Source organism: Aphanizomenon sp. UHCC 0183 (assembly GCF_009712065.1).
GTDB lineage: Bacteria > Cyanobacteriota > Cyanobacteriia > Cyanobacteriales > Nostocaceae > Dolichospermum > Dolichospermum heterosporum.
Genome location: NZ_VILC01000061.1, coordinates 1 through 26431, shown reverse-complemented (window position 1 = coordinate 26431; position 26431 = coordinate 1). Strand labels below are relative to the sequence as shown.

The 26431-nt window shown below is 36.4% G+C and carries 27 protein-coding genes and 1 pseudogene; 18 read left to right on the top strand and 10 right to left on the bottom strand.

Annotation, left to right across the window (positions count from 1 at the left end):
- Window positions 1-69 precede the first annotated feature (69 nt).
- From FJR37_RS26230 to FJR37_RS18195, 4 genes are all read right to left on the bottom strand, one after another.
- Window positions 70-432 (bottom strand): hypothetical protein, encoded by a 363-nt coding sequence (locus tag FJR37_RS26230; protein ID WP_174763450.1) that lies wholly within the window; start codon window positions 430-432, stop codon window positions 70-72.
- Window positions 433-443: 11 nt separating this feature from the next.
- Window positions 444-944, bottom strand: coding sequence for a hypothetical protein (locus tag FJR37_RS18205; RefSeq protein WP_168466729.1), 501 nt, complete (start codon window positions 942-944; stop codon window positions 444-446).
- A gap of 136 nt (window positions 945-1080) precedes the next feature.
- Window positions 1081-1317: a DNA-directed RNA polymerase subunit omega gene (locus tag FJR37_RS18200; protein ID WP_015079483.1), complete on the bottom strand. Its 237-nt coding sequence runs from the start codon at window positions 1315-1317 to the stop codon at window positions 1081-1083.
- 20 nt (window positions 1318-1337) lie between these two features.
- Window positions 1338-1673: a hypothetical protein gene (locus FJR37_RS18195; RefSeq protein WP_052149799.1), complete on the bottom strand. Its 336-nt coding sequence runs from the start codon at window positions 1671-1673 to the stop codon at window positions 1338-1340.
- 638 nt (window positions 1674-2311) lie between these two features.
- Between FJR37_RS18195 and FJR37_RS18190 the strand changes: the two genes are divergently transcribed.
- From FJR37_RS18190 to FJR37_RS18160, 7 genes are all read left to right on the top strand, one after another.
- Window positions 2312-3100: a TIGR01548 family HAD-type hydrolase gene (locus FJR37_RS18190; RefSeq protein ID WP_168466728.1), complete on the top strand. Its 789-nt coding sequence runs from the start codon at window positions 2312-2314 to the stop codon at window positions 3098-3100.
- A 54-nt stretch (window positions 3101-3154) separates the two neighbouring features.
- A complete protein-coding gene (locus FJR37_RS18185) occupies window positions 3155-4528 on the top strand; it encodes a cytochrome P450 (RefSeq protein ID WP_168466727.1) in 1374 nt (457 codons plus the stop codon).
- Window positions 4529-4674: 146 nt separating this feature from the next.
- On the top strand, window positions 4675-7254 hold the full coding sequence (gene leuS / locus FJR37_RS18180; protein ID WP_168466726.1) for a leucine--tRNA ligase: 2580 nt from the start codon (window positions 4675-4677) through the stop codon (window positions 7252-7254).
- A 346-nt stretch (window positions 7255-7600) separates the two neighbouring features.
- The gene (locus tag FJR37_RS18175) at window positions 7601-8131 is read left to right on the top strand and encodes a hypothetical protein (protein WP_168466725.1); all 531 of its coding nucleotides are present in this window, start codon (window positions 7601-7603) and stop codon (window positions 8129-8131) included.
- A gap of 508 nt (window positions 8132-8639) precedes the next feature.
- A complete protein-coding gene (locus FJR37_RS27050) occupies window positions 8640-9185 on the top strand; it encodes a mCpol domain-containing protein (RefSeq protein ID WP_254434604.1) in 546 nt (181 codons plus the stop codon).
- 111 nt (window positions 9186-9296) lie between these two features.
- Window positions 9297-9599, top strand: coding sequence for a type II toxin-antitoxin system PrlF family antitoxin (locus FJR37_RS18165; protein WP_039200569.1), 303 nt, complete (start codon window positions 9297-9299; stop codon window positions 9597-9599).
- Window positions 9596-10069, top strand: coding sequence for a type II toxin-antitoxin system YhaV family toxin (locus FJR37_RS18160; RefSeq protein WP_168466724.1), 474 nt, complete (start codon window positions 9596-9598; stop codon window positions 10067-10069). Before FJR37_RS18165 ends, FJR37_RS18160 begins: the two co-directional genes overlap by 4 nt.
- Window positions 10070-10349: 280 nt before the next feature.
- Here the strand turns inward: FJR37_RS18160 and tnpA are convergent.
- A pseudogene (gene tnpA / locus FJR37_RS18155) lies at window positions 10350-10673 on the bottom strand (IS200/IS605 family transposase); the annotation flags it as partial.
- Between the two features lie 122 nt (window positions 10674-10795).
- Between tnpA and FJR37_RS18150 the strand changes: the two are divergent.
- Window positions 10796-11935, top strand: a complete 1140-nt coding sequence (locus tag FJR37_RS18150) for an AAA family ATPase (protein WP_168466723.1) — start codon at window positions 10796-10798, stop codon at window positions 11933-11935.
- 17 nt (window positions 11936-11952) lie between these two features.
- The gene (locus tag FJR37_RS18145; RefSeq protein WP_039200568.1) at window positions 11953-12162 is read left to right on the top strand and encodes a hypothetical protein; all 210 of its coding nucleotides are present in this window, start codon (window positions 11953-11955) and stop codon (window positions 12160-12162) included.
- A 74-nt stretch (window positions 12163-12236) separates the two neighbouring features.
- On the opposite strand, the gene FJR37_RS18140 is transcribed toward FJR37_RS18145, so the two are convergent.
- Window positions 12237-12410, bottom strand: coding sequence for a hypothetical protein (locus tag FJR37_RS18140; RefSeq protein WP_168466722.1), 174 nt, complete (start codon window positions 12408-12410; stop codon window positions 12237-12239).
- A 129-nt stretch (window positions 12411-12539) separates the two neighbouring features.
- Between FJR37_RS18140 and FJR37_RS18135 the strand changes: the two genes are divergently transcribed.
- From FJR37_RS18135 to FJR37_RS27040, 5 genes are all read left to right on the top strand, one after another.
- Window positions 12540-12692 carry a type II toxin-antitoxin system HicA family toxin gene (locus tag FJR37_RS18135; protein WP_072033583.1) on the top strand — a complete coding sequence of 51 codons (153 nt, stop codon included), beginning with the start codon at window positions 12540-12542 and terminating at the stop codon, window positions 12690-12692.
- 38 nt (window positions 12693-12730) lie between these two features.
- A complete protein-coding gene (locus FJR37_RS18130) occupies window positions 12731-12946 on the top strand; it encodes a type II toxin-antitoxin system HicB family antitoxin (RefSeq protein WP_039200567.1) in 216 nt (71 codons plus the stop codon).
- Window positions 12947-13007: 61 nt separating this feature from the next.
- Window positions 13008-13205 carry a DUF2281 domain-containing protein gene (locus FJR37_RS18125; RefSeq protein WP_039200566.1) on the top strand — a complete coding sequence of 66 codons (198 nt, stop codon included), beginning with the start codon at window positions 13008-13010 and terminating at the stop codon, window positions 13203-13205.
- Window positions 13190-13351: a type II toxin-antitoxin system PemK/MazF family toxin gene (locus FJR37_RS27045; RefSeq protein ID WP_235335003.1), complete on the top strand. Its 162-nt coding sequence runs from the start codon at window positions 13190-13192 to the stop codon at window positions 13349-13351. The genes FJR37_RS18125 and FJR37_RS27045 overlap by 16 nt, the downstream gene beginning before the upstream one ends.
- A complete protein-coding gene (locus tag FJR37_RS27040) occupies window positions 13335-13517 on the top strand; it encodes a hypothetical protein (protein ID WP_235335002.1) in 183 nt (60 codons plus the stop codon). Before FJR37_RS27045 ends, FJR37_RS27040 begins: the two co-directional genes overlap by 17 nt.
- A gap of 50 nt (window positions 13518-13567) precedes the next feature.
- Here the strand turns inward: FJR37_RS27040 and alaS are convergent, their stop codons facing one another.
- Both alaS and FJR37_RS18110 read right to left on the bottom strand, forming a co-directional pair.
- A complete protein-coding gene (gene alaS / locus FJR37_RS18115; protein WP_168466721.1) occupies window positions 13568-16210 on the bottom strand; it encodes an alanine--tRNA ligase in 2643 nt (880 codons plus the stop codon).
- 61 nt (window positions 16211-16271) lie between these two features.
- Window positions 16272-16985, bottom strand: a complete 714-nt coding sequence (locus FJR37_RS18110) for an ATP-dependent Zn protease (RefSeq protein WP_039200564.1) — start codon at window positions 16983-16985, stop codon at window positions 16272-16274.
- Window positions 16986-17788: 803 nt separating this feature from the next.
- Between FJR37_RS18110 and FJR37_RS18105 the strand changes: the two genes are divergently transcribed.
- Window positions 17789-19432 (top strand): lipoxygenase family protein, encoded by a 1644-nt coding sequence (locus FJR37_RS18105; RefSeq protein WP_039200563.1) that lies wholly within the window; start codon window positions 17789-17791, stop codon window positions 19430-19432.
- A 231-nt stretch (window positions 19433-19663) separates the two neighbouring features.
- Here the strand turns inward: FJR37_RS18105 and FJR37_RS18100 are convergent, their stop codons facing one another.
- Window positions 19664-21571, bottom strand: coding sequence for an ABC-F family ATP-binding cassette domain-containing protein (locus FJR37_RS18100; protein WP_168466720.1), 1908 nt, complete (start codon window positions 21569-21571; stop codon window positions 19664-19666).
- 70 nt (window positions 21572-21641) lie between these two features.
- Complete coding sequence (locus tag FJR37_RS18095) at window positions 21642-22058, bottom strand: DUF1824 family protein (protein WP_027404618.1); 417 nt, start codon at window positions 22056-22058, stop codon at window positions 21642-21644.
- 403 nt (window positions 22059-22461) lie between these two features.
- On the opposite strand from FJR37_RS18095, the gene FJR37_RS18090 reads away from it, so the two are divergent.
- The 3 genes from FJR37_RS18090 to FJR37_RS18080 all read left to right on the top strand — a co-directional run bounded on the left by FJR37_RS18090 (window position 22462) and on the right by FJR37_RS18080 (window position 26123).
- Window positions 22462-24264, top strand: a complete 1803-nt coding sequence (locus tag FJR37_RS18090) for an ABC transporter ATP-binding protein (RefSeq protein ID WP_174763449.1) — start codon at window positions 22462-22464, stop codon at window positions 24262-24264.
- A gap of 27 nt (window positions 24265-24291) precedes the next feature.
- Complete coding sequence (locus tag FJR37_RS18085; protein ID WP_039204958.1) at window positions 24292-24717, top strand: hypothetical protein; 426 nt, start codon at window positions 24292-24294, stop codon at window positions 24715-24717.
- 197 nt (window positions 24718-24914) lie between these two features.
- The gene (locus FJR37_RS18080) at window positions 24915-26123 is read left to right on the top strand and encodes a bifunctional sterol desaturase/short chain dehydrogenase (protein ID WP_039204960.1); all 1209 of its coding nucleotides are present in this window, start codon (window positions 24915-24917) and stop codon (window positions 26121-26123) included.
- Window positions 26124-26431 lie beyond the last annotated feature (308 nt).

Genomic DNA, 26431 nt, shown 5'->3' with positions numbered 1-26431 from the left:
TCGCAATGACTGTAAATATTTTTGTCCAATTACTTACTTCTATTCCCTGTTCCCTGTTCCCTCTGAATGTCAATTAATCCGAAATAGATAAAAACCAATAAGTACCAAAATAAAAATCATAGTTGTAGAATAGACAATTACATCTTTCACTAAAAAGGAAATCCAATCTTTTCTCAACTCCTGTTTAAACTTGAGTTCTCGTAATTTACGCTCAAGTTCTATATCTTCTTGATCAGGTAATCTAGTGTAAGGAATAATTTGGATATCATCAATAACTTCCTCTGTTGTGTCTGGATTTTGCCAATTATCCAATCCATGATTAGATTCAGTAGAAATAATTGGTAAATTATCTAAATTGCCATTTTTAAGTTCTTTTTTAATGACCTTCTTCGCAATTTTGACGATTAGATCTTCTAAATTTTTATCCACCATATCTGGTAAAGTTACATCTTTTGAGCAGGGGGACTAAAAATATTGACTAAAACTTGGACAAGGTTGTTTCTTTGACGACGGGTAAGTTTACTAATTACCATGCGATCGCCAACTAAAGGATTTTGTGTTAAAATGCCATTGCCTGGATAACTATCAACATATATAGTCTCATTCGCATCCAAATAATCAGCCAAAGTCAGTTTCCAATCCAGGCGATAAATTGGGGATCTACCCTTATTATAAATATGATAGCGAATTAGGCGACTAGCCAAAGTATCTGTAGCTACAATTTTTCCAGTTACTTTACTAACATATTGGTTTTCTTGGGGAAAATCAGGAATTTGTTGATATACTTTTTGCCAGACATCGCTAGGAGTAAATATTTGCGCGGCTGCGGGTGCAATATGCAATAAATTAGTATTTCCTATTCCCAAAACAACTATTATCACCGACATTAAAGTAATGATAAATGGTGAAAAAAATTGCCCTATCAAAAGTTTTTGCTGTTTCATTTACATTACCCAAAATACCGCCAAACTTAGAAGTAGGGCGACTAGCGCCGCAAGGCGGAAGTCAAAAGTCAAAAGTCAAAAGTCAAAATGTGAACAAATATTCTGACTCCTGACTCCTGACTCCTGACTCCTTAAATTACAATTCACCGATAATTTCTGGCTGATTTAATTCATCAGACATTTCAATAATTGCTCTGAGTACAGGCTTCATGATAGAATCTTCGTTATTTTCAAAATCTTCATAACGTCGCCGTTTAGCACGATTTGCCACCTGTACGGTAATGCGATAGCGGTTTGACGCAGCACTAATTAATTCCTCAGCACGGTGCATGATTTGAGACTGAGTTGTCTCGAACTTAGAACGCTTAAGCATAATTGATGACTCTGGAGATTCTATCCTAGTTTACTCGGATTTTTCAAATTTAGATATGGAAACGGGAACGATCCTTGAGAAATTTGCCTAACCAGGACAATGAGACTGAGAATTTGCCGGAATTGTTGGATTTTTTGTTTAAAAAGTTGGTTCTCTAAATGGAGATTTGCAATCTTTTTTTTAGCTAAATAAATATTATCTGGTAACCTATGTAAAGCTGCATAACTAGCACATTCATATTGATTAAATATATCTGTTATCAATGCTAGACTATTTTTTGCTTTTCGTAATTGTTCAGCTAAATGAAAGAGCATAATAGAAATAAAGATGTTAATCAGGACAACGATAGTTACCATACTTTATATTGTTTGCCACTGATTTAATCGCAATTGTAGCCTTATTATATCAGCATTGTCAGTTTTTAGCCTTTTAAGTAATTGGACAAAAATATTTACAGTCATTGCGAGCGAAGGGAAGCAATCACAACCCTTGGAATTGCTTCATTTTACTTCGTTCCATATGGCTAACGCTACGCAATGCTTACGCAATAACATTGTGTAATTAATTCTGTCTCACTACTTATCTATGGGAATTAAGAAATCAGGCGTTACTGTTACTGAATGGAAAGATGAAAAAAGATGAAATTGGTAAATTTAACCTTTGCAACCTTAATTCTTTGCGCCTTTGCGCCTTGGCGTGAGACATATTCATATATTTTAGGACTTACGCACGCTCACTAACTTACCATCATATGAATGAAGGAAATTGCGTCGTTTTCGGCTTTGGGAATAACTTATTGAGTAGGGTGCGTCAGATAGAGGAAATCTGTTTTTTACCAAATTATTGGGTCTGACGCACCCTACAAGAGATAAAATCCACATTACATATTTAGAAAACTTTGTCAATGCGTAAGCCCTACATTTAATCAGCAATACCAAAAATCAAATTAGGATTACTATAGAATTTTATATATCCTCCTTTTCTAGTTTCTGTCATGACCGCAAACACAAAAGCAATAGTTGTATTTGATATAGATGGGGTAATTCGTGACGTTAGCGGTTCATATCGTCGCGCAATATCCGATACAGTCGAACATTTTACCTCCCAAGCCTATCGTCCCACACCCACAGACATTGACAACCTCAAATCAGAAGGAATTTGGAATAACGATTGGGAAGCCTCCCAAGAATTAATTTACCGCCATTTTGTCAGTCAAGGACAACAGCGAGAACAACTCCAATTAGATTATGAAGATATTATCACTTATTTTCAAAGTCGTTATCGCGGTACAGACTCCGAAAATTGGAACGGCTACATTTGTCATGAACCTTTATTAGCACAGCCTAGTTATTTTCAAGAACTCACGCAATCTGGTATTGCTTGGGGGTTTTTTAGTGGTGCTACTCGCTTGAGTGCTAACTACGTTTTAGAAAAACGCTTAGGTTTACAATCTCCCATCCTAATTGCTATGGAAGACGCACCCGGTAAACCAGATCCTACCGGACTTTTTGCGACTATTAACATCTTAGAAAATGGTAATAATCAAAAACAAACAGTTGTCTATGTAGGTGATACTGTAGCAGATATGCACACTGTAGAAAAAGCCAAAGCCATAGATAATTCTCGGATTTGGTTAGGTGTTGGAGTATTACCTCCCCACGTTCAGGAAACAACAGCAGTTAGTGAAGCTTATACACAAAAGCTGATACAAGCTGGGGCAAAGCTAGTGTTTAATAATGTGCAGGAATTAACAATGAAAACGATTTCTCAATTAGAATCGTGAACTCATCCCCGCCGATTTTTCTGAATTATCTAGAACAATAGAAAATTTATCAAAATGTCTAATTTAAAACTACCTAATAGACCGAATACTCACCCTTGGATACAAACATTCCAATGGTTAAAAAACCCTTTGGGATATCTGGAAGAATGCGCCAAAAATTATGGTGATACTTTCACCTTAACAATCGGTCCACTTTTTAAACCACAAGTATTTATAAGCAATCCCCAAGGGATTCAACAGATTTTTACCACAGACCCCAAACAGCTAGATTCTGGTACGCCCGCAGGTTCGGGAGTGCCGCTTTTAGGACCAAATTCTCTCTTATCCTTAGAAGGCAAAACTCACCAAAGGCAGCGAAAATTATTAACTCCTCAATTTCATGGGGAACGGATGCTAAATTATGGTGAATTAATTAATAATATTACTCAGCAAGTAACTAGTAAATGGCAAATTGGGGAAGTTTTTCCAATTTTGTCTTCTATGCAAGAAATTTCTTTTCAGGTAATTTTAAAAGCTGTATTTGGACTAAAAGATGGGGAACGTTACGACAAACTCAAACAAAATCTAATGGCTATCCTCAATCCCAAAAGACCTTTGTTCAGGGTAGCAATGATTATGTTTCCATTCTTGCGACGAGATTTAGGTGCATGGAGTCCTTGGGGACGCTTTTTAAGATTACGTCAAGAGCTAGATGATATCATTTATGCAGAAATTCACGAAAGGCAATTACAACCAGATCCATCTCGGACTGATATTCTATCTTTAATGATGGCTGCTCGTGATGAAGTTGGAGAAGCAATGACAGATATAGAATTACGTGATGAGTTGATGACTTTGTTAGTCGCAGGTCATGAAACTACAGCCAGTTCTTTAGCATTTGCTCTATATTGGATTCATTCTCAATCAGGAGTCCGTGAAAAGCTATTAGCAGAATTGGATAGCTTGGGTGAAACTCCTGATGCAAATGCAATTTTCAAATTGCCTTATTTGAATGCTGTTTGTTCAGAAACACTGCGTTTATATCCAGTAGCAATGTTAGGATTAAATCGCTTGGTGAAATCACCATTAGAAATTGCAGGTGAAAAATTTGAGCCGGGAACTATTGTCGTTCCCTGTATTTATTTAACCCATCATCGCCAAGATTTATATCCTGATTCTCAACAATTTAAGCCAGAGCGTTTTTTAGAACGGCAATTTTCTCCTTCTGAATATTTACCTTTTGGTGGTGGTAATCGTCGCTGTATTGGCATGGCTTTTGCATTATTTGAAATGAAAATTGTGTTGGCAAAAGTGCTATCTAATTGGCATCTAAAATTAGCGGAAACCGAACCAGTTAAGCCTGTTCGCAAAGGCTTATTATTAGGTCCTGGTGGTGGTGTCAAGATGATTCTCAAGGAGAAACGTCGGCAAAATCAACCAGTTATCTAAAAAGCGCGTTAGTTAAAGAACCTGCCTAAGAACGAATTTTTGTGGAACATTGAGTGGAACATTTAATTTCTAGCCACAATACCTTCGCGGCAGTCGAGATTATGCCACAATAGCGAAATTAGCTAACAGCATTAGGAGTTTTAGTTGTGGAGTCCCCCCAAAAAACGTTATACCAACCAGCCGCAATAGAGGAAAAATGGCAAAAAACATGGTCAGAACTTGGCTTAGACAAAACACCTCAAGATACAAATAAGCCAAAATTCTACGCGCTTTCCATGTTCCCTTACCCATCCGGTAGCTTGCACATGGGTCATGTACGAAACTATACAATCACAGATGTGATTGCCCGCCTCAAACGGATGCAAGGGTATCGGGTATTACATCCAATGGGTTGGGATGCTTTCGGACTACCCGCAGAAAACGCCGCCATTGATCGAGGTGTACCCCCTGCCAAATGGACATATCAAAATATTGCCCAAATGCGGCAACAATTACAACGTCTGGGTTTATCCTTAGATTGGGAAACTGAACTTGCTACCTGTTCCCCCGATTATTACAAATGGACGCAATGGATTTTTCTGCAATTTTTACAAGCCGGTTTAGCTTACCAAAGAGAAGCCGCAGTGAATTGGGACCCCATTGACCAAACTGTATTAGCAAACGAACAAGTTGATAACGAAGGACGTTCTTGGCGTAGTGGAGCAATAGTAGAACGTAAATTACTACGTCAATGGTTTTTCAAGATTACCGACTACGCCGAAGAATTATTAAATGACTTAGATAAACTCACAGGTTGGCCGGAACGAGTTAAATTAATGCAAGCCAACTGGATAGGAAAATCCACAGGCGCTTATTTAGAATTTCCTATTGTCGGCTTAGATGAAAAAATCGGCGTTTATACTACCCGTCCCGACACTGTTTATGGTGTGAGTTACGTCGTTTTAGCTCCAGAACACCCCTTAACTCAGGTTATTACCACATCAGAACAAAAAGCAGCAGTAGCAGCCTTTATCAAGGAAGTCAGCAACCAAAGCGAGCTAGAAAGAACAGCCGAAGATAAACCAAAACGGGGTATTCCTACGGGGGGGAAAGTCGTGAATCCCTTCACTGGGGAAGAAGTACCCCTATGGATTGCAGATTATGTTCTCTATGAATATGGTACAGGTGCGGTAATGGGTGTACCGGCACATGATGTCCGAGATTTCAAATTTGCCAAAGAACAGAATTTAGCTATTAAAGTGGTAATTGTCCCGGAAATTGGTGCAGAAGAAACTTTAAAATCAGCCTATACAGAAGCAGGAATTTTAGTTAATTCTGGTGACTTCAATGGCATGAATTCTGTAGATGCGAAAAAAGCAATTATCGAATTTGCCGAAAAACACAATTTTGGTAAATTAAGAATACAATATCGCCTTAGAGATTGGTTAATTTCTCGACAACGTTATTGGGGCGCACCTATCCCTGTTATTCACTGTCCTGAATGTGGAATTGTGCCTGTCCCTGACAAAGATTTACCTGTACAATTACCGGAAGATATCGAATTAAATGGCCGTGGTGGTTCACCTTTAGCACAATTGGAAAGTTGGGTAAATGTGCCTTGTCCAACTTGCGGTACTCCTGCGAAACGGGAAACCGATACAATGGATACTTTTATTGATTCTTCCTGGTATTTCTTGCGTTATTCTGATGCCAAGAATGAGGAAAAGATTTTTGATTCTGGTAAAGTAAATGATTGGATGCCTGTAGATCAATATGTGGGGGGAATTGAACACGCAATTTTACATTTATTGTATTCGCGTTTCTTCACCAAAGTATTAAGAGATAGAGGTTTATTTAACTTTGATGAACCATTTCAAAAGCTGTTAACTCAGGGAATGGTACAAGGTTTAACTTACATGAACCCGAATAAAGGTGGTAAGGATAAATGGATTCCTTCAAATTTAGTTGATGCTAATAATCCTGTAGATCCACAAACTGGAGAACCTTTACAACGTCTCTATGCTACCATGTCCAAATCAAAAGGCAATGGTGTTGCACCGGAAGATGTAATTAATAAATATGGCATTGATACGGCGCGAATGTTCATTTTATTTAAAGCACCTCCTGAAAAAGATTTAGAATGGGATGAGGCTGATGTTGAGGGACAATTCCGCTTTTTAAATCGCGTTTGGCGGTTGGTGACAGATTATGCTGCTGCGGGAGTTTGTCAGCAAAAAGCCGAAGTTGATAAGTTAAATAAAGCGGAAAAAGATTTGCGTCGGGCAATTCATATTGCGATTCAAGCAATTACGGAAGATGTGGTAGATGAATATCAATTCAATACTGCTATTTCGGAATTAATGAAGTTAAGTAATGCCTTAACTGATGCTGATTGTCATAATTCGCCAATTTACGCGGAAGGGATTCTAACTTTGGTGATTATGTTAGCGCCTTTTGCACCCCATATTGGTGATGAATTATGGCAATTGTTGGGGAATAAAAATTCTGTACATACCCAAACTTGGCCAAGTTTTGATCCTGCGGCTTTGATAGCTGATGAAATTACTTTGGTAATTCAAATTATGGGTAAAACTCGCGGTGCTATTCAAGTTCCTTCAAAATCTGACAAAGCGGAATTGGAAAAATATGCGCGGGAGTCTGAGGTTGCACAGCGTTATATTGAAGGGAAGGAAATCAAGAAGGTGATTGTTGTTCCTGGTAAGTTGGTAAATTTCGTTTTGGGTTAATATTTTTCGTAGGTTGGGTTAAATGAAATACAACCCAACCTTGTATCTTAAAGGTATGTTAGATTTTAGGAATACAAAATTCTAAGATTAGTAACAAAATAAGACCAAGTATACTATATTTTTACTATAGTATAAGTGTAAGCCTGAAATAGGTGTAGATTAAAAAGGAGAAGTACCCTGTGGCAAATCTTATTGTATTAGGTAATACAAACCAATATACTTTTGCAAATTCTATACTTGCTGCATATCATAGGTCTTTAGAGGTGTTTGGTAAAAAATTATTCAATATTTATATATACTAAACACGGGTGAGATTTAAACTTTTGCCAAATGACAAAAAACCCAGATGTGTAGGGGTTTAGCTCATGCTTTACCCCTACGTTTAGAATCAAACAATCAAGCCGTTTTGAGTATATTTCATTCTAAAGAATCTCAAAAACAGTTACAAGAAAAAACTGATTGGATAGATGTTTTAGAAAAACATGGCATAGAAGAAACTTTATTTATTTCTAGAATCGTAGATATTAATTATTCCAACGAATCTATTAAGAATTTTATCAATGCAATTGAGCAGGTTATAAAATCAGTACCAGATGATTCTAATTTAATGGTGGATTTAAGTAATGGTACTGCTATACAAAAAAATCTTTTTTCTATAGTCTCATATGTTTTAGATATTAAACACCAATATATGATTGACGTGATACAATTATCTAATTTAACCAAAGACAGAGGATTTTTACCCATTGATATACTTCTGTCCAGTTATATATCTACGCCAAATAGTGCAGATATTGATACGATTGCATACCTAAATCTTTCCGAAATAGTTAGATACAAAAAAATAAGGCTCTTGCGTCTCTTTTATGGTGATTGAGGATTGGTGATAACAAAACCCTTACGGGACAAGGGTTATAAACAATTATTTCCATATTTTCAATGAAATGCCTACACAATAGGGCTTTCAATGATTTTGAACCGGGTTTTCCATAAAAATAACCGAAGAACCAAAAATTATTGATAATAATACTAATAAGTATATTGCAATTGATCAAAAAAATGCGGATTTTAATTTTTTCAAAGATAATCTTATCCAATCTGTTAAGCTTAAACTACAAGGTGATATAAAACAAGATAATGCAATATATAGGATAGCAGCTTCTTCTATTTCTTCTAGTATTGAAGATTTAATTAGTTTATTAATAAATAAATTTATTCATGAAATAAGTTCACCAATTAAAAAAACTACACTTGGAGAAAAACTCAACACGATCAGTTCAAAGATAGAAAGCAACCCTCCTGAAGACTTTGATATAGAATTTTTCAAAAAATTTAATGATTTTATGCTATATCTTAGAAATAGTACAACACATAAAGGTAAGTTGTTGACTGATTCAGAAAGATTTAAAGCCGACTTAGCGTTGAAAATGTCTTTCCCTTTTATAGAATTTTATATTGATGTAATATATCCAATACTTCTGTCAGATAATTCAAGTGATCCAGTCATTCAACAGCCTAAAAAAGTTAATATTATAACGTTATCTGATATTAACCAATCTGAAATTTTATATTATGGATTAGATGGTGATAATACAGGACAAGCATTAGAAGAACTATTTGTGAATTCTACCAGTGAAAATAAATTTAAAAAAATTAGTGAATCAATTGTAAAGGCAATTAATGAAATTAGTAAATTCATTCGCAGTAATACAAAAAATTCAGTAATTTTTGCTGCTGGAGATGATTTATTATTTAAGGGTTATATAGATGAAGATATGCTAAAAAATATTCAAAAAATTTATAAATCTACTACATCTGGTCTGACTTGTTCTATAGGTTATGGACGTTCTTTTCAAGAAGTTTATCTTGCGTTAAAACTTGCTAAAACGCAGCCCGGAAAAAATTCAATAATTGGTATCAAAATAACTTAAATTAATAATGCTTTTTGGTTGACGTTGGGTTTCTTCATGTCAAACCAACGTACAGACTTTTTCAGAAAAATATGGTACTATTGAGAATGGGTATATAAATCATTGTAAGTAATGAAAGTGAAGCTTCGTAACAATGCAAACTCTTATCGTACAGGTGTAAATCGTTCCAACAAGTACATAGTTGTTTATCAGAAAAAGGGAGAAAAACTAGGAATGAATAGAATATTGTCTCCAAATATGGAAAAGCATTCTTTTGTAAAGGCGTTCTTAGATTTCCTTGCTAGAGATATCAAGAAAAATCCCAGCACTATTGAACCACTTACAGAAGATGTGTGTCGTCGTGCCTCATTGCTTACGGAAGGGATGGAAGTTGATCTTGATGAAGAGTTCCCAGAGGATTTCATGTTTGTATGAATGTTAATGGGTGGACATTAAAAATTCATCCTGCCTTCGGTGAAAAATATAAAAAATTGATTATTCAAGTTGAGGAACTTAAAGAAAGAAATCCAGAAGGATATCAGCAACATCCAGCTACAAAGTTTCTCAACAATATTAATGAGTTTATTTTTAGGCGAATACCTGAAGATCCGAGCGCACCAGAATTTAGGCAAGGTAAAACATTAGGAACAGATAAAAAGCATTGGTTTCGAGCTAAATTTAATAGAAGATTCCGCTTATTCTTTCGTTATAGCAGTACGGAAAAAATTATTATTTATTCTTGGATAAATGATGAAAATTCGCTTCGGAAAGAGGGAGCAAAAACAGATCCATACAACATTTTTACTAAAATGCTTGCAAGTGGTAATCCTCCAGATAGTTGGGATGATCTTTTAAAGGCTTCGGACGATCTAGAATCTGTTTCAGAAGATTTTGATAACGGCTAATTTATAAATTAAATTAGTAATATTATTTATGGTTTTAGTTTGTAGGTTGGGTTAAATGAAATGCAATCCAACACATTTATTATTGTTGTTGATGTTGGGTAACATGAGCGTCAACCCAACCTACAGACTGAAAATATTATAGTCGGCTTAAGCCGGCTTTGATTATTAGACTGGGAATTCATTCCCAGGCGGGTTGTTGCGTTTTGATGATTTATTCCCACGCAGGCTTGAAAATCCCATTTACATCAATCTTCATCCCCAATTCCGCCTCAGAATGAATTCTGAGTTGTTTCCTCCCTAACGAAAAAATACCATAGCCTCTTTGCCAACCAAACATATCTTGTGGGGAAAATACATTATTAATATAATGAGTGCTGCTACCTTTGACTTTTTGCACAAATTCAGAAATAGAAATCTTGGGAGGAATAGAAGCTACTATATGAATATGATTTTCTGTACCATTAATAGCATGAATAATGGTTTCAAGTTCATCAGCTTTGCTAATAATATAACTGTAAATTTTTGCTTCTATATCATTGATAATTAGTGGCTGATGCTCTTTTGTTGTCCAAACTAGATGATAATAAAGTCTCCACAAAGCCATAATGCACTCTATTTATGATTTTCAATGTTTTCATAATTATCTCCATAATTATATACTTATATACCAATATTAAATAATTTATAGTATGATATACTGAAAAGCTTCAACCACTATATTGATTTATGCACTTACAAAGAATCCAAGTCCCTGATTTTCGGGCTTTAAAAAATGTAGATATTAGTTTTGAGAAGGAATTTACTCCGCGTATTTTTCCCCTTGGTAGTCAAAATGGTGGTGGAAAAAGTACGTTATTACAGTTGATTTTTATTTTATTACATTGTGCTGGTAATCCTGATAGGGTGGGGTTTATACAAAACTTACTACATGATTTTGAGGTTAATGATGAATCTGGTAAAAGAACTTTAGCTATTATTGATATTTGGGATGGTAGTAAAACTGTACAACTGGATTTTTTTATTTGTAGTGAATCTTATATTTTAAAATTACGGGAACAAGATTATGACGATGATGAAATTAAATCAGTTAGTTTTTATGAGGAAAAATCAGAAAAATATATTAATTTATGCTTTATTTATAGTTTTCAGACTGCTCAAAACTTTATAGGGAGATTTATTTGTCAATTCGATGGAGATGAAATATTTAAATTACTAATTGAATTATCAAATAAAATATTTCTAACTGCTCATATTTCACAAATATTCCTATTTCTACAACCTGATAACAGAAAGTCACTATTTAAAAAACAGGAAAATAATCAAACTAACTATTACCAACAAATTAAAACAGCTAATTCTAAATTACCTGGATTTTTTACCTATGACTTCCTATCAATAGATATTCTTATTGAAGCCTTCAAAAAAGCACGGGATGATGATTTTAAACAAGCTGTAGAACAAAGGGGAAATTATGCTAATAATTATGTAAGATTATTAGATGAACTCAACAATCTTTTGAGTAACAAAAAAATTAATGTACAACCTGATTTATCTGGAATCAATTTTAAAATTGATGGTGATGAAACAGAACTTTATCCAGAAGATTTAAGTCATGGAGAATTAAAAAGATTATGTATATATATGTGGTTAAAACATAATAAAATAGAAGATGCTACTGTATTAATGGATGAATTAGAAATATCTTTTCATCCAGATTGGCAATATCAAATAGTTAGAGATTTAGAAGAATGGGGTGCGACTAATCAATATATTCTTGCAACTCATTCCTATGAATTATGTAATGCAGTTACACCTGCTCATGTTAAGGAATTAGACCCAAAATTACAAGCAAGAACAATTCAATAATCAACCTAATCAAGAATATGAGTTTTAATGAGCAAGAACTAAAAGAACATTGTTTAAAGATTATTCAAGATAGCAGAATTAGAAATAAAATTGTTATTCTCTGCGAAGGTTTGATTCCCCCAAAAGTAGAAGGTAGACGCTCACCTCAATTATATAAGCAAATGGAACAAATGCCAGATGCTAACTTTTATAATGCTTGTGTACCAACATCCCTTTTAGGTGTCTAAAAACGTTGCTGTACATGGGTTTGATCTAAATTAATAAGCGATCGCTATTTTTGAGGAACATTAAAGCCTCAAACCTAATCATGACAAGGGTTTACACCATATTTTTCCGGGAAAATCATAAAGGGAGCGGGAGAACCAGAATTTGCGATATTTCTGTTATATAATCTATGATGACTAAAATTCCTTTTACCTTCTTTGTAGAATTTTAAAAGTTCTCTATCTTCCATTTTTACCTGACGATAAATCATACAACTCCTTAAACTAACTTAATAAATAACTAAAATTTTTGATTCTGTAGATTGAAGATATTATACTTGATGTCTTGGTGCTTTTACGCTTAACTTATCAAATCACTAATCACGCTATGACAGCAAACAATGAAGGTTAAAGAAGTTCTCAAAATCCTGGAAGAAGATGGTTGGTATATAGATCGCATTAGAGGTAGTCATCGTATCCTCAAACATCAAATTAAATCGGGTATTGTGGTAGTAGCAGGTAAACTTAGTAAAGACTTAGCGGAAGGAACTTGAAAGAGTATTTTTTCCCAAGCACAACTGGAGGACAAACAATGAAAAATTATGCAGTAGTCTATGAATGGGCAGGTAGCAATTATTCTGCTTATGTTCCAGATTTAGCCGGATGTGTTGCTTGTGGTGATACCTTACAAGAAACAGAAGAACTAATTAAAGAAGCTGTAGAATTGTATTTGGAAGTATTGAAAGAAGATGGAAAACCTATACCTGAACCTTCTACACAAGTAGGTAAAGTAGCAGTAACGATATAAATAAAATTACTGCTGAAGCTGATATCATATATGTTAACAATTAGAAAAGGGTAAAATTCAAATGACAATTAAAGAACAAATAACACAAGAATTAGAAAAATTACCTGAACCAGTGTTACAGGAAATCTTAGATTTTGTCCAGTTTTTGCAAACCAAGCACCAACAAAATAAGATGCTAGAAATCACTATTATGAGTGAATCTTCGCTGCAAAAAGATTGGTTAAAACCAGAGGAAGAAGCAGCATGGAAGAATTTATAAAAGGTGATGTTGTTATTGTTCCATTTCCATTCTCAGATTTAACTCAGACAAAACGCAGACCTGCTTTAGTTATTGCTACACTTCAGGGAAATGACCTGATTCTTTGCCAAATTACTAGTCAATCTGTTAGTGATATATGCTATTAAACTGGATAATTGTGATTTTAACTTCGGTGCTTTAAATCAGCCAAGCAATATCAGACCAAATCGGCTGTTTACTGCTGATAAGCAAATTATTTTATATAAAGCAGGTCAAATTAAAGCTGAAAAATTAATAGAAGTAGTTAACAAAATCTTTGAAATTTTACAGTAGTAGACAGCATCCAGATCCCCGACTTCTTTAAGAAGTCGGGGATCTAAATCTTATTTTAATGCTGCTAACAAATCATTTTTCGCAGTTTCTAATGCTTCTGGTAATTTACTTGCATCCCTTCCCCCAGCTTGCGCGAGGTTGGGTTTTCCACCACCCCCTCCTCCACAGATTTTAGCTATATTACCAACAAATTTTCCAGCTTGGACACCTTTTTTATTCACTTCAGAACTAAATGCTGCAACGATACTCACCTTCCCTGCTTCGGGAATAGAACCTAAAACCACCGCACCGTTACCGATTTTTTGCAGCAATCTTTCCGCAGCGTCTTTTAATGATTCTGCGTCAATATCTTCCAGTTGAGAAACAATAATTTTATGTTCTCCTACTATTTCCGCAGTCAGTAATAAGCTATCAGATTTGACTATTGCTATTTGTGATTTCAGGCTTTGAATTTCTTTTTCGTTGTTGCGGAGTTCGGTTTGTAAAGTTGTGATTCTGTCGGGGATTTCTTCGGGTTTGACTTTAAAGCGATCGCACAAGTCTTTCGTCACTATATCACGAATATTCAAATAATCCAACACCGCAGCCCCAGAAACAGCTTCTATTCTTCTTACTCCAGAAGCAACTCCGGCTTCAGTAATGATTTTGAAAACGCCAATTTCCGCAGTATTATTAACATGAGTTCCCCCACATAATTCCATTGAAACACCAGGGAAATCAATCACGCGCACTTGATTACCGTACTTTTCCCCAAACATTGCTACTGCACCTTTAGCTTTTGCTTCGGCGATAGGCATCTCTTCTATTGTAGCAGAATGAGCTTCGCAAATCCAACTATTTACTAATTCTTCAATTTGGATAACTTCCTCAATGGTTAAAGCGCGAGGACAGTTAAAATCAAACCGCAATCTATCAAAAGAAACCAAAGAACCAGCTTGAGAAATTCCCTCATCAACAACTTTCTTTAAAGCAGCTTGCAATAAATGAGTTGCTGTATGATTAGCTTGAGCGCGACGACGACAACCCCGATCTATTTGTGCGGTAATTTCATCACCAATTCTGATTGTTCCCCGTTCAATGCGTCCGAAATGAATAAAGAAATCAGATTCTTTTTTGACATCTTCAATTCTGACTAAAATACCATCACCGGATATATATCCTTTATCGCCAATTTGTCCGCCAGATTCAGCGTAAAAAGGAGTTTTATCGAGAACAATTTGCACTTCTGTTCCTGCTTCTGCTGCTTCTTCAGAAACACCAGCAACTAATAAAACTTCGATTTTTGCAGTTGTTGTTAATTGGGTATAGCCAATGAATTGTGTAGAGTGAATATGTTCTGCAAGTTTATCCAAAGAACCTTGTACTGTTAAATCTATGGTTTCATGTGCAGCTTTTGCGCGTTCTACCTGTTTTTGCATTTCTGCATTGAAACCATCAACATCAACAGTGATGTTATTTTCTTCAGCAACTTCTTGGGTTAATTCTAATGGGAAACCGTAGGTATCATAGAGAGTAAAAGCACTTTCACCACTAATAGAAGTTAATCCTTTTTGTTTTACATCTTGGATAATTTCAGCTAATAGCTTCTCTCCTCTATCAAGAGTTTTCAAGAAGTTACTTTCTTCTCTTTGCAATTCGGCTTTAATTGCAGTTTCTCTTTGTCGTAAATTTGGGTAAATTGATTCCGAAAGAGAAATTGCGGTTTCTGCAACTTGGTTAATAAATTCTCCAGAAATTCCGATTAATCTGCCATGTCTAACGACGCGACGAATCAAACGCCGTAAAACATAACCTCTTCCCACATTAGAAGCGCGAATTTCATCAGCAATCATGTGAACCACAGAACGGACATGATCACCAATTACCTTTAAAGAAACTTTCGTATTTTCATCACTTTGATGATAATCAATTTTGGCAATTTTTGCCGCAGTTTCAATAATCGGGAAAATCAAATCTGTTTCATAATTATTCGGCTTATTTTGCAGGATTTGTGCCATTCTTTCCAAACCCATTCCCGTGTCAATATTCTTATTTTGTAACGGGGTTAAATTTCCTGACGCATCCCGATTATATTGCATAAATACCAAGTTATAAAACTCGATAAATCGGGTATCATCTTCTAAATCAATATTATCTTCACCGCGTTCTGGGTGAAAATCATAATAAATTTCCGAACATGGTCCACAGGGACCAGTAGCACCAGAAACCCAGAAATTATCATCTGCACCCATGCGCTTGATGCGTTTTTCCGTTACACCAATGGTATCGCGCCAGATGGTAAAAGCTTCATCATCATCTTCAAACACACTGACAACCAGATTTTGAGGAGAGAAACCAAAGACTTGAGTAGATAATTCCCAACCCCAAGCGATCGCCTGTGGTTTAAAATAATCACCAAAGCTAAAATTCCCCAACATCTCAAAAAATGTATGATGGCGGTGAGTTCGTCCTACATTTTCGATATCATTGGTACGAATACACTTTTGCGAAGTCGTAGCGCGTTTAAATTCCGGTGTCCGTTGTCCCAGAAATATCGGCTTAAATGGTAACATACCTGCGATCGTCAGTAGCACAGTCGGATCTTCAGGAACAAGAGAAGCACTCGGAAGCGGTTGGTGTCCCCGTTGGGTGTAGAAATCGAGGAATAATTGACGAATATCGTTACCGCTAAGATACTGGGGAGTTGAAGACATGAGTAATTACAAAAATAATTTTACAGGTGAAAGACCTATATTCTACAAGTCTAGAGACATTTCATGAAACCTCTCCACATTCTCTCTGCGCCTCTGCGCCTCTGCGTGAGATAATTATTTCCAAACACTCCACAACAGAAACCCGTTCTCTCATTGCTGCTACCAAAGCTTGATAACTCTCCCAATTTTCCTGAATCAAAGTTTTAGACTGAAGCAAATGAAAACGCTGTTTTTGCTGATAACCTGCTTCCGAAAAACCAATAACTCGCAAAACTTCAGTTAACTTACTTTTATCATCATTACCACCTTCAGATGAGTTAAAAAACAAAGTTTCTGCCGCAATTCCTGCCATCCAAATAGTACAATAACGGTCTAACATTTGGGCGCTAATTTTTCCATTTTCTATTTGCGCTGTTAACTCACTATCTTCTAAAGTTATTCCCCCTTGTCCCGGTTGTCCTTTTTTCCAAGCTTCCCAAGCGCTAAGAGTGTAACCAGTTACCGGAATTTCTAACAGGTGAGCCACGAGAAAATGACCCGCTTCATGATGTAAAATCCGTTCTTTATATTCTGGAGAAAATCGCGCCACGAAATCTAATACTATCGTTCCCCCCTTACCTTGAAAGCTGAAATTATCTAAAGTTGCAATTCCTAAAAACGTCACCGTAGCTAAGGCTGGTATTGTGGGAGAAAGATGTATTAATGGTCCCAACAGGCTGGAAAAAGTCATCAGGAAAACAGAGATAGCAATCAGATTTATCGCAGTTTGGCTCATGGGAAGTTTTTAATATAAGTTACTTAAATATAACAGAATATATATCCCCGACTTCTTTAAGAAGTCGGGGATCTGAGCATCTTGAACATTGCTATAATAAATCTATGCTACATTCCGTTTCAATGGCAACAACAGACAAACGCAAAAAACGTATCAATTATTCATCTTATTCCCAGTCTCTGACTAGGAATGAATTCTAGAAGGCTCTGACTTCAATGATATTAGAGGCAGAGCCTCATTAACTGCATTCCTAGTCAGAGACTAGTACCGCAAGGCGGAAGTCAAAAGTCAAAAGTCAAAAGTCAAAATGAAGACAGTATAGGCTTTTGGAGGATTTAGAATGGTTGGTTTATTTACGCTGTTTTGTACTAGGAACGAGATAAGTAATTGGACAAAAATATTTACAGTCATTGCGAGCGAAGGGAAGCAATCACAACCCTTGGAATTGCTTCATTTCACTTCGTTCCATATGGCTAACGCCATGCTTTGCTAACGCAATGAAATTGTGTAATTAATTCTGTCTCACTACTTATAACTTAACTTTGACAATGGCAGATGTTTATGAAGATGTGGTAATTAATACTTAGTAATACCATTTATTCCTTAGCAGTTAAAATTTCTGGTTCTTGTGTGCTTTTATGTCCGTCCACAAAAAAAGCATTATTTCAAGCCATATTTATCCAAAATAGTTAAAATTTTATTAAATTAAAATGATATCCGCAATCATAGCATGAGATAATTTAATACAGTCTATTGCATACCAGCATTATAGATTGCCAATTAAATTACTGGTATTAAGTCCCATGAAGCCATTTTTACCTCAAAATGACCCAAATCCCACACAACGCCAATCTTCCCTAGAGAAAGGTCGCAAAGAGTATGAATTTAGGTATGATTTTTTGCCTCCTATGGCGATGCTCAAAAACGTACCTCCCTCTGAGAATTTTTCTACCAAGTATATTGCTGAACGGACAATAGAGACAGCAGAACTTCCTAGCAATATGATGGCTGTCAAAGCCCATGCTATGTGGGACCCCTTAGATGAATTGCAAGACTATGAAGACTTTTTTCCAGTTTTGCAAAAACCTAATGTGATGAAAAATTATGAAACAGATGATTCCTTCGCCGAACAACGGCTTTGTGGCGTGAATCCTGTGGTTTTATGTCAGATTAAGCAAATGCCAGCCAACTTTGCCTTTACCATCGAAGAATTGCAAGCTAAGTTTGGCAATTCTATTGATTTAAGAGAAAGACTGGCAACCGGAAATCTCTATGTAGCTGATTATAGACCTTTGGCGTTCATTCGAGGTGGCACTTTCGCCAAAGGGAAAAAGTATTTACCAGCACCACTAGCCTTTTTCTGTTGGCGGAGTTCAGGCTTTCAAGATCGTGGTCAATTAGTACCTATAGCGATTCAAATCAATCCCAAGGAAGGAAAAGCCAGCCCATTGCTGACCCCTTTTGATGACTCTTCTACCTGGTTTTATGCCAAGTCCTGTGTGCAAATTGCTGATGCTAATCATCATGAAATGAGTAGCCATTTATGCCGGACTCACTTTGTGATGGAACCCTTTGCGGTTGTTACTCCTCGTCAATTAGCCCAGAACCATCCGCTGAGAATATTACTAAAACCCCATTTCCGGTTCATGTTGGCCAACAATGATTTAGGTCGCCAGCGGTTGGTGAATAGAGGCGGTCCTGTTGATGAATTATTAGCGGGAACTCTGCAAGAATCACTGCAAATTGTTGTAGATGCTTATACAGATTGGAGATTGGATCAGTTTGCGCTGCCAACAGAACTCAAAAATCGCGGTGTGGATGATGTGAAAAATTTGCCCCACTATCCTTATCGGGACGATGGGATCTTGTTGTGGAACGCGATTAACAAGTTTGTGTTTAACTATTTGGAGCTTTACTACAAGAGTCCCGCAGACTTGACAGCAGATGTCGAACTACAAGCTTGGGCGCGGGAATTAGTGGCTCAGGATGGTGGTAGAGTCAAGGGGATGAGCGATCGCATTGATACTTTGAAACAATTAGTAGAGATTGTTACTACTATCATTTACACTTGTGGACCTCTGCATTCTGCTGTTAATTTCCCCCAATATGAATACATGGGTTTCATTCCCAATATGCCTCTGGCTGCTTATCAACCAATTAAAAAAGAAGGCGTTTGTACCCGCAAGGAACTGATAGATTTTTTACCAGCTGCCAAACCAACAAGTAGCCAATTAACAACTTTATTCACACTCTCAGCCTATCGTTATGACAGACTAGGATATTATGAAGAGGAAGAATTTGAAGACCCCAATGCTGACGATGTTGTGAATAAATTCCAGCAAGAATTGAATGTGGTGCAAAGAAAAATTGAGTTGAGCAACAAGGGACGTTTAGTAAATTACGAATATCTACAACCCAGACTTATCCTCAACAGCATCAGCATTTAACTGACCGTAGAATAGATAAAACCCCATTTTTAATATTATTAAAATGGGGTATTTTATTCGTCATCATTCACTATAAACACATTTGCATAAATAAATCCTACACAAAAATGTTCTCGTTCCCATGCTCTGTATGGGAATGAATTACGGAAGGCTCTGCCTTCATTGACTACTAAATTATGGAGGCAGAGCCTCTAAATGGCATTCCCAGTCGGAGACTGGGAACGAGATAACTTAAGAATCCATTTCCGCTAATTCTAACCAGCGTTCTGTGGACAAATCAATATTTTTCTTCAGCGTTTCCACCTCTTCATATAGCTTTTGTACTTGACTATAGTTTCCAGCCACAGTTGCCAATTTCCTTTCTACTGCTGTTTTATCTGCTTCTAACTTGGCAATCTTTCCTTCCAATTCTTCAAATTCCCGTCTTTCCCAATTGGATAATCTGCGGCGTTTTTTAGTCTCTGTAACTGGAGATACAACCTTTTCTTCGACAATTGCAGTTTTTTGTGTCTCTTGTTTTTCTGCTTCTTCAGCTTTTTTATAATCTAAATAAATGGAATAATTCCCTGGATATTGACGTAAACCTCCGCCTTCTTCTAGAGCAAAAATTCTATCTACCGTCCGATCTAAAAAATAACGATCATGAGAAACTACAATGACACAACCATTAAAATCCTCTAGATAGTCTTCTAATACCGCTAAGGTCTGGACATCTAAATCATTAGTCGGTTCGTCCAAAATCAACACATTGGGCGCACTAATGAGAATACGCAATAAATATAAACGGCGTTTTTCTCCCCCAGAAAGTTTATTAATGGGTGCATATTGTTGATTTCCTGGGAACAAAAATCTCTCTAACATTTGGGAAGCCGTGATTTTCGTACCGTCGGATATTTGAATAAATTCCCCTTCTTCCTTAATATAATCAATCACTCGTTGATCTTCATTTACCGCCGTTAACAATTCTTCTGAATGTTGGTTAAAATAACCGATATGAATTGTAGTCCCAATTTCCACACTACCAGAATCTGGTTTAATTTTGGCAGTCATAATATCCATTAAAGTAGATTTTCCTGCACCATTACCACCAATAATGCCAATCCGATCTTCTGGACTAAATTGATATGTAAAATCTTTAATTAGAGTTCTACCATTGTAGCCTTTACTAACATTTTTGAGTTCAATAACCTTCTTACCAATCCGCCTACCAACGGTAGAAATATCCACCTTACCATTAAGTTGTTTAAACTCAGTATCTCGCAGTGCATGAGCGCGTTCAATTCTGGCTTTTTGTTTGGTACTTCTAGCTTTGGGTCCTTTTTTTAACCATTCTAATTCCCGCCGTAAAATCCCTTGATGTTTCCTTTGAGTGCTAACGGCAGATTCTTCAGCTAAAGCTTTCTTTTCCAAATAATAGGAATAATTACCTGTATAATTGTAAATATCACCTCGATCAATTTCGATAATTCTATTAGTAACTTTATCTAAAAAATAACGATCATGAGTAATTAATAAAAGTGCGCCACGATAGCGATTTAAATAACTTTGTAACCATTCTACAGACAAAGCATCAAGATGGTTTGTAGGTTCATCCATTAATAATAAATCTGGTTCTGATATCAAGGCTGCTGCTAAAGCAATGCGCTTGCGATATCCCCCTGATAATGTGCCAACCTTCACATCAAAATCAGCAATTCCTAATTTTGTTAAAATGATTTTGGCGTTGGTTTCTACTTCCCATGCCCCAGTAGAATCCATTCGCTGCATTACACTAGAAAGACGAGACATTAACTGACTATCATCGGGATAATGTGCCAATTTATCAGATAATTCTTCATACTCTCTGACGAGGTTCATTTGTTCGCCACTGTCAGCGAATACCTGTTCTAAAACAGTGTGATTTTCGTCCATATCTGGCTGTTGAGGCAAGTAAACAATTTTTGCCCCAGAATTAACTAAAATTTGCCCACTATCAATTGATTCTAGCCTAGCAATCATTTTTAATAAGGTTGATTTACCAGAACCATTAGTACCAATTAAACCAACTTTGTCATTAGTATCCAAACTAAAACTAGCATCTTTTAAAAGTTCTTTAATTCCAAAATCTTTTTTAACTGATTGTAAGGTAACGATGCTCATATTATGCGGTAATTAGTGATTAAGAATGGGGCGGGCAATGCCCACCCTACAGATGATTGTAAATGAAATCCTAGACAAATAAATCGAGGGGTAAATGTCCATACATCTCGTTAACTCCTCCCTCTTGATAGGACTGGCAAGATACTAACACTCCCCGATGATGCCCAGAATAGGAATCGAGATAACACAAGCCATTTTTGCCATTTAATTTGATATAAACTGGTCCTTCTGGATGTGGTAAATCAGTTGGTGCTTGATAACCCAAAGCGCGAGAATAGGTTTTCATGGCTAAAATTCCCTCTTCGGCTGTATCAGCACAAATACCTAAGATTTGATAATCGGTAAGACTGGTGAGAAAAATTAATGCCTCACGAGTGGGAACTTTTTCTGACGGTTTAAGAATGGGGGCAATATCCAGACAGTTAAATTTGTTGAGTATTTTCTTGGCTTCTGGGAGTGAGAGTTGCTGATGATTGGGAGTAGACATAATATTGATTTGTCTAGTTTTACGTCTGGTTCTGGTTTCGGGAGGGAGATTTGCTCACATTAGTGGCATTTTTAAACAAAATCAAGATTGATATGGCATATTCCCTGAGTTTTAGTAGGAATTTTTGCTGTATTGGTAGTCTTCACTGAAAATTAGCACATCTGGTTGATTAACAAGGTTATTATACCCTGCTGTTTGCTGCTGGGAACAATAATTTTAGCGACAATATTTTCTAATATAATTCCCAAAAGTGAAGTTTGCCAAATTACAAGTTACCAATTTCTCAAAATTATCTCTTCTGTTCCTAAAGGAAGATAACTGTATCTATTGCTTCAATATTGATAATAAATCAACTCAATTATATGGTAGTATTAGCTGCAAGTAATTATTAATTAATGTGGCTATGCCATTTAAATCTCTCCGATTATCAAAAAGGCGTAAACATTCTGTTCGTCCCCTCCAGCGTCTATTTAAATATGGACATCAGTATATTAAACAAATTCGTCTGGCTATTGGTGCTTCTATCCTCAATAAAGTTTTTGACTTAGCACCCCCTGTATTAATTGGGATTGCGGTGGATGTGGTTGTTAAGCAACAAGATTCTATCATTGCCCGGTTAGGTGTAAAAGATATTTATGGGCAATTTCTGATTTTATCCTTGTTGACGGTAATTACTTGGGTGTTGGAGTCATTGTTTGAATATGCCTATAAGTTACTATGGCGCAATTTGGGACAGAATATTCAGCATAATTTAAGGCTAGACGCATATAAGCATTTACAAGAATTAGAATTAGCTTATTTTGAAGAACGCAGTACCGGTGGTTTAATGTCTATTCTCAGTGATGATGTTAACCAATTAGAGCGGTTTCTGGATGTGGGCGCAAATGATATTATCCAAGTCACTACTACTATTATTATTGTGGGGACTGCGTTTTTTATTTTAGCTCCTAGTGTGGCTGGGATGGCAATTTTGCCTATGCCATTTATTCTCTTTGGTTCGATAATTTTTCAGAAATTTCTAGCTCCTCGCTATGCAGAAGTTCGGGAAAAAGTAGGGTTACTAAATGGCAGATTATCTAATAATTTGAGTGGGATTACCACTATTAAAAGTTTTACAGCAGAAGCTTATGAAGCCGCGCGGGTAGAATCAGAAAGTAATGCTTATCGTCAAAGTAATGCGAAAGCGATCGCTTTATCTGCGGGTTATATTCCGATTATTCGGATGTTCATTTTAATCGCTTTTACCATCTTGCTATTATTTGGCGGGATGGCAGCAGTAGAAGGCAGATTGGCTGTAGGTGCTTATAGTTCTTTGGTGTTTTTAGTCCAGCTTTTACTGTGGCCATTAACCAGGTTAGGAGATACCTTTGATTTATATCAAAGGGCAATGGCTTCTACTAATCGAGTGATGGATTTGTTGGATACTCCGATGGCAATTCATACCGGAAATATTGATTTACCTATAGATATGATTCGCGGGGCTTTGGAATTTCAAAATGTGAGTTTTGCTTATCACAATAGAAACCCAATTATTCACAATTTATCTTTAGAAATTCCCGCAGGAAATACAATTGCAATTGTGGGTTCGACAGGTTCAGGAAAAAGCACCTTAGTTAAACTCTTGCTGCGATTTTATGAGGTGCAAAATGGAAAAATTACTTTGGATGGAATTGATTTACAACAATTAAATTTGCGAGATCTACGCCGCGCTATTGGTTTGGTGAGTCAGGATGTGTTTTTATTTCATGGTACAGTGGGAGAAAATATTGCCTATGGGACTTTTACCGCTACCGATGAAGATATTATCATGGCGGCGAAAATAGCCGAAGCTCATGATTTTATTATGAGTTTGCCCCAAGGTTATGAGACAATTGTGGGAGAACGGGGGCAAAAGTTATCTGGGGGACAAAGACAACGGATTGCGATCGCTCGCGCAGTATTAAAAGATCCACCAATTCTCATCCTAGATGAAGCTACCTCAGCGGTAGACAATGAAACCGAAGCCGCAATTCAGCGTTCTTTAGAACGAATTACGGTCAATCGGACCACAATAGCGATCGCTCACCGTCTTTCCACCATTCGCAATGCTGATTGCATTTATGTCATGGAACATGGCAAATTAGTCGAAGCCGGAACTCATGAACAACTATTAGAGAAAAACGGCATTTATACAAGTCTGTGGCGTGTGCAATCTCGGTTAAAATAACAAAAATAAAATTACCAATTAATCATCATGTTTAGTATTCCCCAACCCGAAACAGCAGAGAATAAATGGCGAGGACAGTTAGATAGATTTGTCAAAAACAATCAGTTAGAACTAGCCGCACTTTTTTGGGGATTGTGGTTAGAAAATGGTAATAGTCAGGGAACTATCGGGATTGATTTACAACCAACTCCCCATTTTGTTTATTGTCCCCAATCCGAAATAGAAAAACTCAATGAGCGAGTTGAAAATCGTCTCCAAGAGATCTTAGGAATTATTGATAATAACAAACCCGAAACAGAAGTAGTTATGATTGGTATTGGTAAAGGAGAAATTAAGTTAATTCAATTTGCCCCCAAATCATCACCAGAAACTTGTTTTCAGGAAATAGGAAAAGATGTAGATGGATTATTGGATTTGCTAGAACAGCGATTAGTTGAGCAAATCAGGGATTGATATAACCATTGATATAGATCAGGAAAAATCTAAGATCCCCGACTTCTTTTATTTGTTGTGTCCGCAAATTATAAATTAATGTCAGAAGTCGGGGATCTGGGTATACAGGAGTGCTATAACTGAATACTTACGGAAAAATACACAAACGTACTAATAACTTGGTTTAATTAAGAAAAAGAGGTATCACCAGAAAGATGATGATTTTGGCTCAAAGCTTAACTATTGACTCGGTTTTAGTAAACAACTGTATCCAGTTCACAACCTGGGGATTTTCCTCCCTCTTACTGGCGGAAGTTGTCAGAGATGCTTATCATGCTTTGTGCCATCAAATAACATGGTTAGCAAAATGGCACAATAAACATCATGCTGTGTACCGTCGAGATTTAACTTTAACTTCGCAAAAAGCCTACGTAGATTCCCAGTTGTATCACGATATTGTCGAATCAGTCATCCTAGTAATCATCTTAACAATAATTGCCTTACTAGCGCATCAATGGGGATTGTGGTTAGGAGTCGCTTATGCTGTCACCTTTTTATACGGTGCATCACTGCGATATTTTCAAGGAACAATAGACACAGATTACAATCATTTACCCGGAGCATTAGACAAAATTCCTTCCGTTTGGTGGGTAAATAGAACCTATCATTGGCGGCATCATTTTGATGATGTTAATGCTTACTATAGTGGTGTATTTCCCCTAGTGGATAAAATACTAGGAACAGGACTTTCTCTCAAAGGTAAAACCGTAGCCTTAACAGGTGCTTCCGGTGCATTAGGACAAGCATTAGCAGCAGAATTATTAAAGCATAATGCTAAAGTTGTGGCATTAACAACCAATCCTGAAAAAATCGCAATTCAAGAGCGGGTCAAAATTGTAAAATGGGAATTAGGTAATGAAACTCAACTAAAAGAAAGTTTAAATAAAGTTGACATTCTCATTATCAATCATGGCATTAATGTGTATGGAGATAGAACTTCTAGCGCCATTCAAAATTCCTATCAAGTTAACACCTTTTCCGCTTTGGAACTGATAGATGTCTTTTCTGCAACCGTCACAGGACCCCAAGACAAAGCCACCAAAGAAATTTGGGTAAATACTTCAGAAGCGGAAGTTTCCCCAGCCTTAAGTCCCTTGTATGAACTCAGTAAAAGAGCATTAGGGGATATTGTCACCCTCAAAAGATTAGATCAAACTTGTGTCATTCGCAAATTAATTTTAGGTCCATTCAAAAGTCAATTAAATCCCTATGGTGTGATGTCAGCAAATCAGGTTGCACAGGGTATTTTATTTTTTGCCAAACGGGATTTTAGAAATATTATTGTCACAGTAAATCCTTTGACTTATTTACTATTTCCCCTCAAAGAATTTAGCACCTGGTTGTATTATCGGATTTTTAGTAAATAAGTCAGAATCAGGTGGTTATCGAGCGATAGCCTGCGTGGCGTAGCCATAGTCGAGATAATGTCCAGGATTTAAGGATGTACAGGATTTTATTGACTTTTTACCTGATGAAGATAAATGTAATATTTCGTCATTTCCAATAGTCGGTTAAAACCGACTTTAGCTTTTAGACAGGGAATTTATTCCCTGGCTTCTTCTTCTGGCTGCTTCTGACTTCTTCTTCCTTAATACCCTCTAGGAGAACCATCACCACGAGGATCTGCTGCTCCTTCCAGAGTACCATCTTCTTTAACTGTTATGGCATTTCCATT